Origin of the sequence: Odoribacter lunatus (assembly GCF_943193135.1) — a bacterium.
In the GTDB taxonomy this organism is placed as follows: Bacteria; Bacteroidota; Bacteroidia; order Bacteroidales; family Marinifilaceae; genus Culturomica; species Culturomica lunata.
Map to the genome: position 1 here is coordinate 297186 of NZ_CALPCZ010000001.1, position 17143 is coordinate 314328.

At 48.1% G+C, this 17143-nt stretch carries 12 protein-coding genes; 7 read left to right on the forward strand and 5 right to left on the reverse strand.

The annotated features are described in order from the left end of the window. The first annotated feature begins 5 nt into the window (after nt 1-5). Genes bioB through bioC form a run of 5 tightly spaced genes read left to right on the forward strand, consistent with a single transcriptional unit; the run spans nt 6 to nt 4852 of the window. Nucleotides 6-959 carry a biotin synthase BioB gene (bioB, locus tag NFR61_RS01335; protein WP_251619943.1) on the forward strand — a complete coding sequence of 318 codons (954 nt, stop codon included), beginning with the start codon at nt 6-8 and terminating at the stop codon, nt 957-959. 11 nt (nt 960-970) lie between these two features. Continuing rightward, the gene (gene bioA, locus NFR61_RS01340; RefSeq protein ID WP_251619982.1) at nt 971-2251 is read left to right on the forward strand and encodes an adenosylmethionine--8-amino-7-oxononanoate transaminase; all 1281 of its coding nucleotides are present in this window, start codon (nt 971-973) and stop codon (nt 2249-2251) included. Between the two features lie 18 nt (nt 2252-2269). Then, nucleotides 2270-3427, forward strand: a complete 1158-nt coding sequence (locus tag NFR61_RS01345) for an aminotransferase class I/II-fold pyridoxal phosphate-dependent enzyme (RefSeq protein WP_251619944.1) — start codon at nt 2270-2272, stop codon at nt 3425-3427. A gap of 12 nt (nt 3428-3439) precedes the next feature. After that, on the forward strand, nt 3440-4090 hold the full coding sequence (locus NFR61_RS01350) for a DUF452 family protein (RefSeq protein ID WP_251619945.1): 651 nt from the start codon (nt 3440-3442) through the stop codon (nt 4088-4090). A 6-nt stretch (nt 4091-4096) separates the two neighbouring features. Further along, nucleotides 4097-4852: a malonyl-ACP O-methyltransferase BioC gene (gene bioC / locus NFR61_RS01355; protein ID WP_251619946.1), complete on the forward strand. Its 756-nt coding sequence runs from the start codon at nt 4097-4099 to the stop codon at nt 4850-4852. Here bioC and NFR61_RS01360 read toward each other — a convergent pair. Further along, complete coding sequence (locus NFR61_RS01360) at nt 4821-7445, reverse strand: calcium-translocating P-type ATPase, PMCA-type (RefSeq protein WP_251619947.1); 2625 nt, start codon at nt 7443-7445, stop codon at nt 4821-4823. The two genes, bioC and NFR61_RS01360, sit on opposite strands and share 32 nt — an antisense overlap. Before the next feature lie 738 nt (nt 7446-8183). Between NFR61_RS01360 and NFR61_RS01365 the strand changes: the two genes are divergently transcribed. Continuing rightward, nucleotides 8184-8906 carry a DNA-binding domain-containing protein gene (locus NFR61_RS01365; RefSeq protein ID WP_251619948.1) on the forward strand — a complete coding sequence of 241 codons (723 nt, stop codon included), beginning with the start codon at nt 8184-8186 and terminating at the stop codon, nt 8904-8906. Nucleotides 8907-8952: 46 nt separating this feature from the next. After that, on the forward strand, nt 8953-10521 hold the full coding sequence (locus tag NFR61_RS01370; RefSeq protein ID WP_251619949.1) for a hypothetical protein: 1569 nt from the start codon (nt 8953-8955) through the stop codon (nt 10519-10521). Between the two features lie 332 nt (nt 10522-10853). On the opposite strand, the gene ftcD is transcribed toward NFR61_RS01370, so the two are convergent. Genes ftcD through mrdA form a run of 4 tightly spaced genes read right to left on the reverse strand, consistent with a single transcriptional unit; the run spans nt 10854 to nt 17132 of the window. Then, a complete protein-coding gene (ftcD, locus tag NFR61_RS01375; protein WP_251619950.1) occupies nt 10854-12557 on the reverse strand; it encodes a glutamate formimidoyltransferase in 1704 nt (567 codons plus the stop codon). A 25-nt stretch (nt 12558-12582) separates the two neighbouring features. Beyond that, nucleotides 12583-13833, reverse strand: coding sequence for an imidazolonepropionase (hutI, locus tag NFR61_RS01380; protein WP_251619951.1), 1251 nt, complete (start codon nt 13831-13833; stop codon nt 12583-12585). A gap of 19 nt (nt 13834-13852) precedes the next feature. Continuing rightward, complete coding sequence (rodA, locus tag NFR61_RS01385) at nt 13853-15274, reverse strand: rod shape-determining protein RodA (protein WP_251619952.1); 1422 nt, start codon at nt 15272-15274, stop codon at nt 13853-13855. 10 nt (nt 15275-15284) lie between these two features. Further along, nucleotides 15285-17132: a penicillin-binding protein 2 gene (gene mrdA / locus NFR61_RS01390; RefSeq protein WP_251619953.1), complete on the reverse strand. Its 1848-nt coding sequence runs from the start codon at nt 17130-17132 to the stop codon at nt 15285-15287. Nucleotides 17133-17143 lie beyond the last annotated feature (11 nt).

A 17143-nucleotide genomic window follows, 5' to 3' on the forward strand; every position in this document is an offset into this window, starting at 1 on the left:
AAAGTATGATAAAACAGTTGCAGGAAAAGGTTTTGGCAGGAGGAAAAATAGAGCGGGAGGAAGCAGTCGCTTTGAGTAAGGTATCTGACAAAGAGGCTTTGTACCAGGCTGCGGGAGAAATCAGGGATCGGAAATGTGGCAGGCATTTCGATACGTGTTCCATCGTAAACGCCCGCTCGGGAAGATGTTCGGAAAATTGCCACTGGTGTGCCCAGTCGGCGGTGTTTAAAACCCGCGTGGAGGAATACGAGCTCATCGACGAGCGGACGTGTGTGGAGCTGGCATTGAAGAATGCGGAATACGGCGTGAGCAAGTTTTCTTTCGTCACGAGCGGCAAGGCATTGTCCGACCGGAATATCGACAGGATTTGCGAATATGCCCGGAAAATTCATGCCCATGCTCCGATAAAGCTCTGTGCCTCTATGGGATTGTTGAAAAAAGAACAGTTGCAGCGATTGAAAGAAGCCGGTATACCTCGCTATCATTGTAATCTGGAGACGTCTCCGAAGTATTTTTCCCGTTTGTGTACCACACATTCGCCGGCGGATAAAATAGAGACAATCCGGGCGGCACAGTCTATCGGCATGGAGGTTTGTTCCGGCGGTATTATCGGTATGGGCGAAACGATGGAGGACAGAATCGATCTGGCTTTGACGCTGCGGGATTTGGGGATAAAATCCATTCCTATGAATATATTGAATCCCATTCCCGGTACGCCGCTGGAAGGAGCAAAAGCATTGGCGGACGACGAGATACTGACATCGGTGGCGATTTTCCGCTTTATCAATCCGGATGCCTATCTGCGTTTTGCCGGCGGTCGTCTGCTGATACAACATCTTGAATGCCGGGCAATCGAGGCGGGCATCAACGCCGCCATCGTCGGAGACATGCTGACGACGTTGGGTTCGAAAGTGCTGGAGGATATGCAGAAAATCAAGGATTTGGGATTTTATAACTGATGAAAGACTTTATGGATACGACGGAATTATTGAAATTCGACCGGGAGCATATATGGCATCCCTATACTTCGACGACGAACCCGTTGCCCGTGTACCCTGTAAAAAGGGCGGAGGGCGTGTATATCGAACTGGAAGACGGCCGGCGGCTGATAGACGGGATGTCTTCCTGGTGGTGCGAGATACACGGGTATAATCACCCCGTGCTGAATGCGGCGATAGAGAAACAATTGCGGGAAATGGCGCATGTCATGTTCGGCGGATTGACACACCGGCCTGCGGTGGAATTGGCGGAAAAGGTGCTTTCCCTGGCACCGCGGAGCATGGAGAAGATTTTTTTCAGCGATTCCGGTTCGGTAGCGGTGGAAGTAGCCATGAAAATGGCGCTGCAATATTGGTACGCGACCGGCAAGGAAGAGAAAAAGCATTTCATGACCCTGACGAAAGGGTATCACGGAGACACGTGGAACGCCATGTCTGTCTGCGACCCAGTGACGGGCATGCACGGCATCTTTCACGGCTGTCTGCCAGTACAGTATTTTGTAGAGCATCCCGCGTGCCGTTTCGGCACTCCCTGTACGGAGGAGGATATACGGCCTTTCCGGGAGTGTCTGGAGGCGCATCACGACACCATCGCGGCGGTGATTCTCGAACCAATCGTCCAAGGGGCGGGAGGTATGTGGTTTTATTCGGCGGATTATTTGAAGCGGGTGCGATTGCTGTGTGATAAATTTGACGTACTTTTGATTTGTGATGAGATTGCCACCGGTTTCGGAAGAACGGGGAAAATGTGGGCGGTAGAGCACGCCGGCATCGAGCCCGATATTATGTGTATCGGCAAGGCGCTGACAGGCGGATATATGAGTTTCGCCGCCACGATGACAAGCACCCGGGTGGCGGCCGGCATCTGTTCGAAAGACCCGTACGTATTTATGCACGGTCCGACGTTTATGGGCAACCCGCTTGCCTGTGCCGTAGCGAATGCTTCCATCGGCCTGATAAAGAGTTACGATATGGAGGGGAAAATCGGGGCGATAGAAAAGCAGTTGCGGGAGGAATTGGCGGAAGCGGCTACATGGCCGCAAGTGGCGGATGTACGGGTACTGGGAGCGATAGGGGTCATCGAGATGAAACAGCCGGTTAATATGGCTGAAATCCAGGCGATGTTCGTACGGGAAGGCGTGTGGGTGAGACCGTTCGGCCGACTGGTGTACATCATGCCTCCGTTTGTTATCACTCCGGAACAGTTGCACAAGCTAACGTCCGCGCTGAAAAAGGTAGTAAGTGAAATATAATATAATTCGTTATTCGCTATGTTGGAGCGGTATAAAAACAAATTGGAAACAATAAGGGAGGCGGGAAATTACAGGCGTCTCCGGGATATTCAGCACAACGGTTTCCTGATTCATGACGAGGGCCGGGAAATGCTGAATCTTTCCTCAAACGATTACCTGGGATTGTCCACGTATCCGAAACTTCTGGATGAATTTCACAAGCAGACGGATGTAAATGCGCTGCCGTACAGTGCGGCATCTTCGCGGCTGCTGTCCGGCAATCACGAGTATTACAGGCTGCTGGAGGAGGATCTGGCGGATTTGTACAACAAGGAGGCGGCGCTGGTGTTTACGTCCGGGTATCATGCCAATATAGGGATATTGCCCGCACTGACCACCAAACGGGACCTGATTGTGGCGGACAAGCTGGTGCATGCCAGCATTATCGACGGCTTGCGTCTGAGCGAGGCGGAAATGCTGCGTTACCGGCATCTGGATACGGAGCACCTGCGGAATATCCTTGTACAGAATCGGGAGAAATACGAAAATGTCTTTATCGTCACGGAATCCGTTTTCAGTATGGACGGCGATGTCGTCAATCTGCAGGAGCTTTGCGAGATGAAGAAGGAGTTCGATGCATTTCTGTACGTGGACGAGGCTCATGCGGTGGGCGTGAGGGGTACGAACGGGCTGGGATGCTGCGAGGAGCAGGCTTGTACGGAGGACATTGATTTCATTGTCGGAACGTTCGGCAAGGCGTTTGCCTCGATGGGAGCATTTGTCGTGTGCAGCGATCTGTTCCGCGAGTTCCTGATCAATACGCAGCGTAGTCTGATATTCACGACGGCATTGCCGCCGGTCAATGTGGCCTGGACACGCTTCGTCCTGAACCGTATGCCCGATTTTTACGAATTGAGACTGAAATTGAGCCGTGTCGCCGAGCGGCTGCGGGAAGTTCTGCGGCAGAAAGGTTGGGAGACGCGGGGAGAGTCGCACATCGTGCCTTTCCTGTGCGGTTCCAATGAAAGCAGCATCGAGATTGCCGATTTGTTGCGGGACAATGGCTTCTTCGCTTTGCCCGTGAGGTATCCGACCGTTCCCAAGAATGAAGCCCGTATCCGCTTTTCGTTGAATGCGGCGATTCCCGATGAAGACTACGAATGTCTGTTCGATTTCCTGTTGAACGGTATGGAATAACGGAGGGAACCTATGCGAACGGACTGGATTCAACGGAAAGGCGAGGGGGTGGTGCTGATTTTCTTCAACGGCTGGGGAATGGACTGCCGGGCGGTGGCTCATCTGCAAACGGATGCCGATTTGCTGATTTGTTCCGATTACCGTTCTCTGGAAGCGGAGGGTGGCATACCGGATTTTTCTTCTTATCATACGGTATATGTCGTGGCCTGGTCCATGGGTGTCTGGGCGGCTGCCAATGTCCTGCCGGAGTGGGGTGTGAAGCCGGACAGGCTTGTCGCTTTGAATGGAACGGAGCGGCCGGTGGATGATTTGTACGGTATTCCGGTACGCGTTTATGAGCTGACAGAAAAGGGCATGACGGAACAGGGACGGGAAAAATTCTTTGCCCGCATGTTGGCGGAGAGGGACGAAGCGGCGTTATTTTCTGTCAATAAACCCCGACGAATCTTAACGGAACAGATCGAAGAGCTGTACCTTATTCATAAGCTTAGCTCTGAGCATAAAAAGTGTATAAAATGGGATAAAATATACATCTCCGAAAAGGACCTTATCTTCCCGCCGGAAAACCAGCGGCGCTGGTGGGAAGGTAAAGCGCTGGTCACTTCCCTGAGCGGAGGGCATTATCCGTTTTATCGCTTTACGGAGTGGAAAGAGATACTGTAAAATCGTATGATAGACAAGGCGGAAATAAAGCACCGTTTCAGACGGAGTATCGAGAGTTATGAGGAGAACGCCTCTGTACAGCGGAAGATTGCGGACTATCTGTTCGGGCTGTTGGTGCGTTTTCTGGATTATCCGCCGCAACGGGTGCTTGAAATCGGCTGCGGAACGGGATTGTTTACCAGCTGCCTGCGGGAACGGATACAGCCCTCCGTCCTATATGTGAACGACTTGGTGGAGGAGATGTGCCTGAAGACCGCCGGACGATGCGGAATACCGCTTACGCATTGCCTGGCGGGGGATATTGAAGAACGGGAGATACCGGGAAGTTTCGATTTAATGGTTTCTTCGTCTACTTTCCAATGGTTTTCACGTCCGGACGAGACTTTAAAAAAATTGGCTGCTCATTTGTCTCCGGGCGGACTGCTGGCATTCAGTACGTTCGGTCCCCGGAATATGGCGGAATTGCGCCCGTTTGCCTTTAATGGCTTGCAATACCATTCCGGTCGGGAACTGACAGCCTGTCTGGCTTCCCGGTTTGAGATTCTCTGTTTTGAAGAACAATGCGAGCAGCTCTATTTTGCGGAGGCGGTGGATGTCCTGCGTCATTTAAAGAAGACAGGAGTAAATGCTACCGGTTCGTCTGTTTTCTGGACAAAGGCTACATTGCAACAGTTTGCCTGCCGCTATGAGAAAGACGGGTCGGGCGACCGCTTTCCGCTTACGTACCATCCTATGTATTTCGTTTGCAGAAAACCGGTCTGAGCTTGCGTACGGCTTCTCCGCACCACAGGACAAGGGAGGTCGAGCCGATGATATACGCCCAGTCGCACCCGCTTAGCGGTACGGTACGGAATACCTCGCCTCCGAATTTCACTATCAGGAATTGTCCCACCGGAATAACAACCATGATTATCAGAAAACCTGTACTGCGGCGTATGTTCCGGAAAGCGGAACCGGACAGGAATGCCTTGGCGTTGAACATATTCCAGAATTGCAGAAAAACGAAAGTCGTGAAGAATACGGACAGGTTGTATGGAGAGATGCTTCCCGTTGCATCCGTAAAGTAGTATTTCAGTCCCAGCAGGAACAGGGCAAAGGTGAGCCCGATACCGATAATCCGGGTGCGCATGCCTGCGGAAATGATGAAATCGCCTGCTTTGCGGGGCCGTTCGTTCATTACCCCCGGATCGGGAGGGAGAGAAGCGAGCGCGGCAGCGGCGAATGTGTCGATAATCATGTTCACCCACAGCATTTGCGTGACCGTCAGCGGCATTTCGTGCCCGAAAACGGATCCTAACAGCACAATCAGCAAGGCCGAAAGGTTTATCGTAAGCTGAAAGAGGATAAAACGCTGGATATTGCGGTACAGGGAACGCCCCCACATAACGGCAGTGGCGATGCTGTGGAAGGAATCGTCCAGCAGGGTGATGTCGCTGGCTTCCTTTGCCACGGAAGTACCGGAACCCATCGACAGTCCCACATCGGCATAATTGAGGGCGGGGGCATCGTTGGTTCCGTCTCCGGTTACCGCCACAACGGCTCCGTTTTGCTTGAGGAGCTGAACCAGCCGCTGCTTGTCCGTCGGTCGGGCACGGCACATGATTTTCAATTTCCCGATTCGCTTCCGGGCTTCGTCGTCCGACAGGCGTTCAAAGTCGCTTCCCGTAATGAGTTGCCCGTCGCCGTCCTGTTCCTGCCATATTCCGATTTGCCGTGCTATTTCACGGGCAGTGGCAGGAGTGTCACCTGTCACTATTTTGACATCGATTCCGGCGTGCAGGCATTGGGCAATGGCGGCAGGCACTTCCGGTCGGATAGGGTCGGAAATGGCAACTACCCCCAGAAATACCATGTTGTCCGTGTCCGCTTCCCCATAAGCGAATCCCAGGGTGCGCATTGCTTGGTTTTGGTATTGCAACAAACGGTTTTCTATGGCCGGGCGATAGTCTTCCAATGCTTTGATGCCTGCTTGCGTCAATATCCGCCTGCATCGGCCGAGAACGATTTCCGGCGCACCTTTCATATAGAGCCGTTTCGCACCCGATGTAGTGCGTATGAGGGTCGTCATGTATTTGCGTTCCGTGGAAAAAGGAAGCTGCTCGATGATTTCCGCGTTCTCCCGCAGCTCCATGTAGTTTACACCCTGTTTCTGCAACCATAGCAGCAAGGCCGCTTCGGTGGGATTGCCCAATGGTTTGACGTTGTGCGGGTCGGAAAAGTCGAGGTAAGCGGTGGAGTTTACACAGATACCCTCTTTTACCAGTAGGGATGCCTCGTCCGTTCCCAGCTTTCCGTCGGGCAATGTATCGAAATCGGCACGGCAGACCTGCATCCGGTTTTGGGTCAGCGTGCCCGTTTTGTCCGTACAGATGACGGTCGTAGCACCCATCGTTTCGCAGGCGTGCATCTTGCGTACCAGGTTGTTCGTCTTGAGCATTTTGCGCATGCTTAGCGCCAGACTTAGCGTCACACTCATGGGCAGTCCTTCGGGAACGGCAACGACAATCACGGTGACGGCTACCATGAAGTAGCGCAGGATACGTCCCGCCGTGTCCAGCGTAAAGAGATTATCGCTCTGAATAACTCCCGAAAGGATGTCTTTGCACAGTAAGATTGCGAATGTAGCAATAGCAACAATAAAGCCGGCAATGCTGATAAGCCGGGCCAGTTTCTCCAGTTGCTGACTAAGAGGGGTTTTGTCGTCGGTGATTTCCGTGGATTTGCGCGCCACTTTCCCGAATTCCGTGCGGTCGCCTACGCTTTGTATTTTATAGATGCAATGTCCGTTTACAAGAGTCGTGCCCCGGTATATCCGGTTGGAGGGATATGTTGCATCATGGTCGAAAGCCGCCGGATCCGTTGTCTTGTCCGTCACCGGTTCGCCGGTCAGCGTCGATTCATTGACCTGCAACGACACAGCTTCCAGCAGTTCCCCGTCGGCGGGTATCTCTTCTCCCGTTTCGAGAATCACGATATCGCCTACCACCAGGTCTTTTTTTAAAGCTTCCTGCACCTGACCGTTGCGGATGACTTTGTAAAGTACGTCTTCATTAATTTGGTTGAGCAATTCAAATTTCCGGTTGGCATCCAGCTCAAACCAGAAACCGACACCTGTCGCCAGAAAAATAGCGCTGAAAATACCGATGGTCTCCGCATATTCATGGTGAACGATGGAAATCACCAGCGAAAGCGTCGCCGCCACCAACAGAATCCGGATAATGGGGTCCCGGAACTTTTCCAGAAACAATTTCCAAAGGGGCGTTCGGGCAGGAGGGGTAAGTACATTGGCACCTTCCTTTTCCCGGCTTTGCCGTACTTCCGAATCATTTAAACCGGAGTAGTGTTTCGTTTCCATATCTTGGTTTAACTTGAAGCGTAGATAAGAGTTGTTTATTATCGCTTAAAGAGTCATACTATATACTATAATACCTCTTGCAAAGATACGAAAAACCGAAAAATTCATAGATTATTTAGTGTCAATTATTTCCCAATGCCCTTGTTTGCGGCCTCCGATGCGTTTCAGAATACCAAGTTTTTGCAACCGGGCAAGATTATACTTTACACCGTTTTCTGTGATTTGGGGGATAGAATCACTTATTTCTTTTCTTGTTACAGATGGATTTTGTTTGACATACGCTAAAATAGCTTGTTGCTGATCTGTCAGACGTTTAGTAGTCTTTTGGGTAGTCTTTTGAGTAGTCTTTTGGGTAGTCTTTTGGGTAGTCTTTTGGGTAGTCTTTTGAGTAGTCTTTTGGATAGTTTTTTGGATAGTTTTTTGGATAGTTTTTTGGGTGGTTGTGGTAACCAGAAATAATTAGCCCGGTTTTGCCCAAAAAAAGGCTGTTTTTTTATAGTAAAAAACCTGATGGAAGAAATTGGGAATCAATACGATACATGACCAAAAAAAGGGTACGTTTTTTTAAGCTGACTTTCGCCTGAAGACCAAAAAATGTAACGTATTGATTTACTTTAAGAAATATTTTTTACTTTTGCCGCCAAATCACGAAAATCGTGGCCATTTTAAACGTACGTTTTTTTATGGTAAGATTCAGGTAACATCCGCTTAACCACCGGATATAAACAACTATAAATCATGGCAGAAAATACCATTTTATCAGTGGATTTGTATGACAATATTTTGACATCCGATCCAAACGACTACAGCGGTCGAGTAAACATTACAGGTACGGTGCGCAATGCGGATATTGCCGCGCGGATTGTGGCGGAACGTACGGAGTACCGAAAAGAGACGATTGAACATATTCTGAATCTGGCTGACCAGAAAAAGATTGAGGCGATAGCCCAAGGCAAGAGCCTTGTAGACGGGGTGGGACAATATCTGTTGAATGTCAGCGGTTCTTTCATCGGCACCCAGCCGGTGTTTGACCCCAAAGTACACAAGTTTGGTGTTACCTATACACCGGGTAAGTTATTGCAGGAGGCCATGAAGAAATTGAGCGCGCGCCTGCAGATTGCCCAGGTGGGACCGGCTATCAATGATATTACCGATTCCACGACCGGCAAAGTGAGTGAAATGCTGACACCCGGCGGACCTGCAATTATCACGGGCAGCGGCATCCTGCTCAAAGGGGACGACCCTGCCGTAGGCGTTTATTTCAAACCGGACGGAGAGGGTGAAGCCAAGAAAGTAGACCTCGTTATAGCCAACACGAAATCACAGATTATTATTTCCATACCCACATTGGCTCCGGGACAATACCGTTTGAGCGTCACTACACAGGCAGGTGCCAACTATCAGATATTGAAAACGCCCCGCACGTATGAATTTCCCATTTTACTGACTGTAGGTGCTTAATCTTATAGGTAAATGTATGTGTGACGATTTATAAAAACAAATTCTTATGAACAATTCAGATGAAGTAATTACTTGTCCGTATTGCAGTGAGGAGATTTTCGCTACGGCAAAAAAGTGCAAACATTGCGGGGAATGGTTAACGGAGGATGCACAAAGGTCTCCTAAAAGTGCAAATGTTTCAACAGAAACTGTCGGAATAAAAAGAGAAGGACTATTGCGCATTCCCCGAGGCAGTAAGTTTTGGGGATGGTTTGCCGGAATTACAGTATTGTCAACAGTTAGGGTAATTTTACAAGGGAAAGAAGTAGATAGTGCTTTATTTACATGGGATTTGCTGTTGTTTTGGGGATTTCTGTTGTTCGTGCAATATATGAAGAACTTCAAACAGGAGATTCCGTTGTTGAAGTTTTTGCCGTGGTGTTTTTTAGCGAATGCTATTATGGATATTGTTCTGAAGGCTAAAATGAGTGATGAAGACTACTGGCTTTTAAGTACTGTATTGTTCTTGGGGCTGCTTGTTTTCATATTATGTATTGCCAGGCAGTTGATGAAATTTTCTGAGGAGCCGACAGGGGGAGTGAAAAATTTAGGCAGTTTTATGTTTGTCGCTTATTTGACTATTATTATTACTTGGCCGTTTTTTGTGTTTTATTATGAGGTTTATGAGGTGTCGGAAGAAAAGTCAATGATTGATTGGATTAACGAAGGGTGGGACATAGTAGCAGTGTCGATTGTTATTTATATTTTGTTGGCACGAGTGTTTTATAAGGCTCGGCGATATAATGAGTTGCATCTGAGAGAAAAAACTGTCGAAGTGGAGAAAAGGGTGGAAGACAGAAGGGAAGAGGTACTGTCTGTTCAGTCTCCAGTGGTATTAGAGCAAGAGAATGCAGAAAAAGTCAAAGTACAGAAGGGGGGAAAAAAGAGACTATCTAAGCATAAAATTGGCATATTCGTTGTGATGTTGCTACTGGTTGCAGCTGGGATTGGGGCGTGGCGTATTTTTGAAAGTAAGACTCCACACTATTATTTACGTGCAGGAGTAGATTGGATACCCAATAATAACCACACTTGTCATATTGGAATTGTTTCCAATGCAGAGTCGGATGCTTACTTTATGGAAACGGAGTGGCAAGGAGATTTGATGCTTGCCATTTCAGATGGACCAGGTAGCAAAATAATACCAGTTTTATCTTCCTACGAACTTTCTCATTCACGGGAGTTTCGTGCTATCACGAATAAATCCTCGGTGGAAGCATATGGTTTTATTCGTTCTGTTTATCCCAGTTCCCGATTGGCGGATGTCGTCTATTTTGATTTCCATCAGGATGTTGCCAGTGAAGATTTCAGCGTGTATGGAAAAGTAGATATCCGCACGAAAGAATTCACCTTGTACATAGGGACTTTGTGGGGAATTATCACTAAAGGAAACTATGCGGATTGTTATTTGTGTGAGCGGGAGGGTTTGATGCATATTTTTCGACAATCCGGTATAGGGGAGTCTGCGAATCCTGTTGTAAAGTTTAAACTTTCGGATTATATCAAGCATGATAAGAGGGATTGGTATGATTCGAAATTCAGGGAAAGGATTATAAAATGGTTGGAGAATCAATAATATTTTTATTCGATTAAAGCTATTACGGTGCATTGGAAACGATGCACCGTTTTTATTTATAATCGCAGTATATTGCCACCGCCTCATTTCGGTGGTATGGTAGAGCCGGCTTTCGGCAGGTAGATAGCCGAGGGTGAGTGTGGGGTAATCGCCCCTCGTTTCGGTAGATTGTACCAACCGGCAGGAAGTATTTACTGAAGTTTTACTTCAAAATCACAAAACAGGTTCCTAAAATGTGGGATTTTGCACAAAACAGGTTCCTAAAATGTGAGAAATATAGAAAACCCCTCGTTTCATATACCGAAACGAGGGGTTTTATTATGAAGAAAGGATTAAATCTTGCTGTTTACGATTTGGAGTATCTCGGCTTCCAGGCGGTTGGCTTTTTCAACGATTTCTTCGCCCTGACGGATGATGTCGGCGGCAAAGGCTTTGTCGTCGAGACCGGCGGCGTTGATTTTGACGTTGAGGAAAGCACCCATCACACCGGCACGGGCTGCGAGTGCACCGACTCCGGCATCGGTGACGGAATTCGGATTACCGGTTTCCGCCATGGCTTTGGCTACGGACATGCATTCGTAGCAGAGACGTAACGTCTTAAAAGGTACTTCGGTAGCATAGCGCGTGGCTTCCTGTACGGCCTGCTGGCGGGCTGCTTTTTCCGCTTCCGTCTTCTTCGGCAGGCCGAAAGCATCCATGATGCGGTTGAAAGCGTTTGTATCCTCGTCAACCAATTTGATGAGCTCCGTCTGATAGGCTTTGCCTTTTTCCGCCCAGTCGCTGAATTCTTCCCAGCGTTCATCCCAGCCGCGTTTGTGGGAAGAGAGGTTGGCCACCATGCTGCCGAGGGCTGCACCGAGGGCTCCCATGTAAGCAGAAATGGAGCCGCCGCCGGGAGCGGGGGATTCGGAGGCCGTTTCGTCGGCAAAGTCGGTGAGCGCCATGTCCACCAGCTTCTTTTTATCTTTGGCGCCTTCGTCCTCCAAAATGTATTCGATGATTTTCTTGTGCGGGTCGAAAGGATAGAGCTCGTCGAGACCGAGGGATTTAACGGCGATTTTTATCAGTTCTTTGTCCGAGACGCCGGTGGAGCGCTGTTGCTTGCGCAGGAAATAGCGTCCTGCATCCAGCATCGCCTGCAAGGGGAGAACACCTACCAGTTCCGAGCCTGTCACACGGATACCGCGGTTGGCGGCCTTGCGGCACACTTCGTCGAATGCTTCGTGCATGGATGTTACGGAAATATCAGTGAGGTTCATGGAGATTTGGGCGATGCCGTATTCTTCGATAAACCAGCCGATGGCTTTCACCGACTTCAGCGTGCCGGGAATCATCACCGGCTGTCCGTTTTCGTCCAATACTTTTTTGCCCGTAACGGGATTGCCTTCCCGTTTCACCCGCCCGCGTTCGCGTACGTCGAAGGCAATGGCATTCGCACGACGGGTAGAAGTGGTGTTCAGATTCACATTGTAGGCCACCAGGAAATTGCGGGCACCGACGGCCGTGGCTCCGGTTTTTGCCGTCCATTCGTTCAGTTCGCGGGGGCCGAAATCGGGATGCCATTGTTCGCTGCCGAGACGCTCGCCCAAGGCTTCGTATTCTCCGGCACGACAATTTGCCAGATTCTTGCGTTCGGGTGCGAATGCCGCACTTTCATAGCAATATACGGGGATGTGCAGCTCTTCTCCGATGCGTTGCGCCAGTTTCCGGGCATATACCACCGTTTCTTCCATCGTGATACCGGACACCGGTACCAGCGGGCAGACGTCCGTAGCGCCGAAACGGGGATGGGCTCCTTTGTGCTTTGTCATATCAATCAGTTCGGCGGCTTTCTTCACCGCCCGGAATGCTGCTTCACAAACGGGCTCCGGTTCGCCGACCATCGTGACGACCGTACGGTTGGTAGCTTTTCCCGGATCGACGTCAATTACGCTGACGCCTTCTACCGTTTTCATGGCATCCGTTATCTGATTGATGATGTGCATATCGTTTCCTTCACTGAAATTAGGAACGCATTCGATGAGTTGTTTTTTCATATCGTATTTTTTATTGAATAATCCGTTACAATCGCTTTCCCCGCAAGAAAACCTGCTCTACGAGGTTGCTGCCGTAAGCGTAGGGCAGGAATTCTATGCCCGGAATCGGTTTGGTGATATAGAAGTTGGCAAGTTTACCGACTGCAATGCTTCCGGCTTCTTCCTCCACGCCCATGGCATAGGCGGAATTGAGAGTGGTGGCATTGATTACCTCTTCGGGTAGCATCTTGTAATTGACACAACCCAGCGACATCACCAGTTTCATGTTTCCGGCAGGAGAGGAGCCCGGATTGTAGTCGGAAGCCAGTGCCACCGGCAGTCCGGCACGAATCATTTCGCGGACGGGCGAGTAGGGCATATTCAAAAAGAAGGCTGCTCCAGGCAGGACGGTGGGCATGGTGTCGCTTCCCAGCAGACACTGTATTTCTTCTTCTTTGACATACTCCAGGTGATCCACCGAAATAGCGTTGTATTTTACTCCGACCTGCACGCCGCCAGAGAAATCCAGTTCATTGGCATGTATCTTGGGACGTAGGCCGTATTTCATTCCGGCATTCAGCATACGGTCGGTGTCCTCTACGGTAAAGAATCCTTTATCACAGAATACATCGATATAATCTGCCAGTTCCTCTGCCGCTACGGCGGGAATCATTTCGTTGATAATCAGATTGACGTATTCGGTTTGTCTCCCTTTGTATTCTTCCGGTACGGCGTGTGCGCCCAGGAAGGTCGCTTTTATCAGCAGGGGCGTGGTTTCCTTGAGCCGTCGGATAACCCGTAGCATTTTTAGCTCGCTCGCCGTATCCAACCCGTAACCGCTTTTTATCTCTACGGCTCCGGTACCGAAAGAGGCGATTTCCTCTATCCGGGCATAAGCATCTTCATATAGTTCTTCCTCGGAAGCTTGGCGCATCCGCAGGGCGGAATTCAGTATGCCGCCGCCTCTCCGGGCAATCTCTTCATAAGAAAGACCGCGGATTTTATCGATGTACTCTATTTCGCGGCTTCCGGCATAAACCAAGTGGGTATGCGAATCGCAAAACGAGGGAAGAACGAGGCGTCCGCTGGCGTCTATCTCCTGTAAAAAATCCGTTTCTTCCAGTTTGCTCCGGTCCAATCGGCTCATTTCCCCGAATCCGGCTATCCGGTCGTCTTCTATCAACAGATAGGCATCCGAGAGATAGGGCAGAAGCGCCATTTCTTTTCCGGCCACCCACCTGCGGGGGGATGTTTCGACTTGTACCAGTTGTTTTATATTCTTTATCAGTGTTTTCATGTCAGTTCCTTTGATGTTATTAACTGAATACCTGTAACCGGTTTGCATCCAGACGGAGGAAAATGAATATCAAAATGGTGAATGCCCATAGGGAAGAACCGCCGTAACTGAAAAAGGGGAGCGGTATACCGATAACGGGAGCAAGACCGATGGTCATGCCGATATTGATAATGACATGAAAGAAAAGGATGCAGGCTACACTGTATCCGTATATCCTTGAAAAATCGGAGCGTTGGCGTTCTGCCAGCGTGATAAGCCTCAGAATAAAAGCCAGGAACAGCAGGATAACCACCGTACTTCCCACGAATCCCCATTCTTCGCCGACGGTACAGAATATAAAATCCGTACTCTGCTCCGGCACGAAGTTGAATTTGGTTTGCGTGCCCTGTAAAAAGCCTTTGCCGGAAAAGCCTCCGGAGCCGATGGCGATTTTAGATTGGTTTACGTTGTAGCCAGCACCGGTAGGGTCGTTTTTAATACCCAACAGGTTATTGATACGGTCTTTTTGGTGGGGTTGCAGTTTATCGAAAGCGTAATCCACGGTGATGGAGGCTCCGATACACAACCAAGAGGCTAAGATGACGAGCAGGATGTGTTGCATCTTGCGTTTGTAGATGTAATATATCCCGACCAGATTTGTTGCCAGATAGGAGTAGAGCACTATACGTTCGTTGAGAATATTCCAGACAAAGAGCCAACGAATAAATAAAAGGAAGAGGATACAGCATCCCAAAAAGCCGACGACTTGGTAGAGTTCCTGTTTGTTTTGCCTATAATATAAAAAGGCTATCAAGGTACTGAAAATGATAATAATCAGTACGGTGAGCGAACTGTACAGCAGTGTGAAAATAAACAGGGCTACAATAATGAAAACAAGTAATAGGATAGAGCCGTGCAGCCCTTCGCGATACATTACCAACAAAAAGGAACTGTATACCAGAGCGGAGCCGGTGTCATTCTGCAATATAATCAAAGACATGGGGATAAGCAGGATAATCCCAACCTGGAACAGACTGGTGAAACGCATCATTTTGAATCCGTGCCTGCTCATAATGTTGGCGATAGCCAATGCCGTGGCAAATTTTGCGAACTCGGCAGGTTGTATCCGTATTCCACCCAATTCAAACCACGACCGGGCTCCATGTACTTCTTTTCCGAATACAAGGACGGAGACTAATAATCCAATGGTCAAGCCGTAAAGGATAAAGGAGAAAGCTGTAAAGAATTTACTGTCCGTAAGTAGAATAAAAAAGCACAGTATCCCTGAAGCCCCTATCCATATCAATTGTTTTCCGTATTTTTGGGTGATGTCCAAAATGCTGCTGTGATTGTCATTGTATACGGCAGCGTATATATTCAACCATCCCATAAATACCAGAACTAAATACAGGAATATGGAAAGCCAGTCTATATTTTTTATCAGTTCGTTTTGTCTGCGCATAGCTGTTGTATTAAATTTCAGACTCTTGGGGTTGTTGCTTTTCGGGTGGCTGCGGAGTAATCAAATTAGACTCCAGCATCCTTTTCTCCAATCCTTTCTTGCGAGGAGAAATTTTCCCTTTCAAATATTTTTCAATTAACAATCCCGCAATAGGAGCCCCGTAACTTGCTCCCCATTTCCCGTTTTCAACATATACCAGAATGGCAATCCGGGGATTTTCTTTAGGAGCAAAGGCAAAGAAGGCTGAATGGTCTAATCCGGAAGGATTTTGTATTGTACCGGTTTTTCCGCATACGGAGATGGAATCACAGGCAGCAATCCGGGCTGTTCCTTTTTTTACAGCTTCTTCCATAGCGTCGGCTATTATATCAAAATGTGCCTTGGAAATGCTCAGATTATGACGTTGTATTTGTTCTTTATGTTTTTCATCTGTCGGACGGACGATGTGAGGGGTAATGTAATAGCCTCGGTTGGCGATGCACGTGACGATATTGGCCATTTGCAGGGGAGTAATCAATAATTCGCCTTGTCCAATAGAAAGAGACATAATATAGGTATAAAACCAATTTTGCGTCCGGAGGACTTTGTCGTAATATTCTTGTGTTGGAATAGAACCGGAAGATTCATTCATAAAATCAGGACAAATACATTGTCCCAAACCAAACTCCAGGACGTAATCACGCCATTTTCCATACGCCTCCCTGACATTTGAGTATTTATTATTTTCCAATACCTTGCGGAAAACATTGACGAAATAAGGATTACAGGAATTTTGGATTCCACCTTTCAAGTCCAAAGGGGAGTCATGCCCGTGGCATTTCATAAATTGCCCGTTAAATGAATTACCGTAATGGCATTCATACATAGTTGCCGGGGTTATTACCTTTTCTTGTAAACCTATTAGTCCTTGTATGGTTTTGAAAATGGAACCTGGAGGATAAGTTGCCGTGACGGTTCTGTCAAAAAGCGGTAAATGAGGATTTTGTTGCAGTGTCCGATAGTTTTCACCTCTTTCCAAGCCTACAAGTAGTTGAGGGTCGTAACCGGGACTGGAAACCTTCAGTAAGATTTCTCCCGTAGCCGGTTCAATGGCAATGATACCCCCTTTCTTGTTTTGCATCAACTGGTAGGCGTATTCTTGCAATTCAATATCCAATGTTGTCGTTAAATTTCCTCCAACTACTGCCGGAATATCATGCTCACCGTTCTTATATGAACCCATGACACGATTGTGATTGTCTACCAGTAGAATTTTCTCACCTTTTTTACCTCGTAATATGTTTTCATAGCTTTTTTCCAGTCCGTTGATGCCGATGTAATCGCCAGCCGTATAAGTGCTATCCTTATCTATTTGGCTTTGGCTGACTTCCCCTACATATCCGAACACATCGGCGGAATGGGCTACATTGTATTTTCGTAAAGTTCTCGTCTGAATAAAGAATCCAGAGTACTTATATAGTTTCTCCTGCAACCGAGCATATTTGGAGTCTGTAATTTGGGAAACCAATACGGAAGCTTTATAACGGGAATACTTTTTGCATTTGTCTAAATTTCTCTTTAGGAATTCTGGAGTAATACCTAAAATAGAAGTCAGTTCCGTTGTATCAAAAGCTTTTATTTGGCGGGGGATGACCATCAAATCATAAGCCGCTTGATTGTATACCAATAGTTTATTGTGACGATCGTATATTAAACCCCGAGCAGGAAATTGAGTTTCTATGCGTTGTGAATTGTTGATTGCTAAAAGCTTGTATGATCCATCCAATACCTGCAAATTGAATAATTGCAAAATATAAATGACGAATACGAATATCATTAAACCGGAAACAACAGCTTTCCTGTGGGTAAATTTATTCATTTTACTACGTG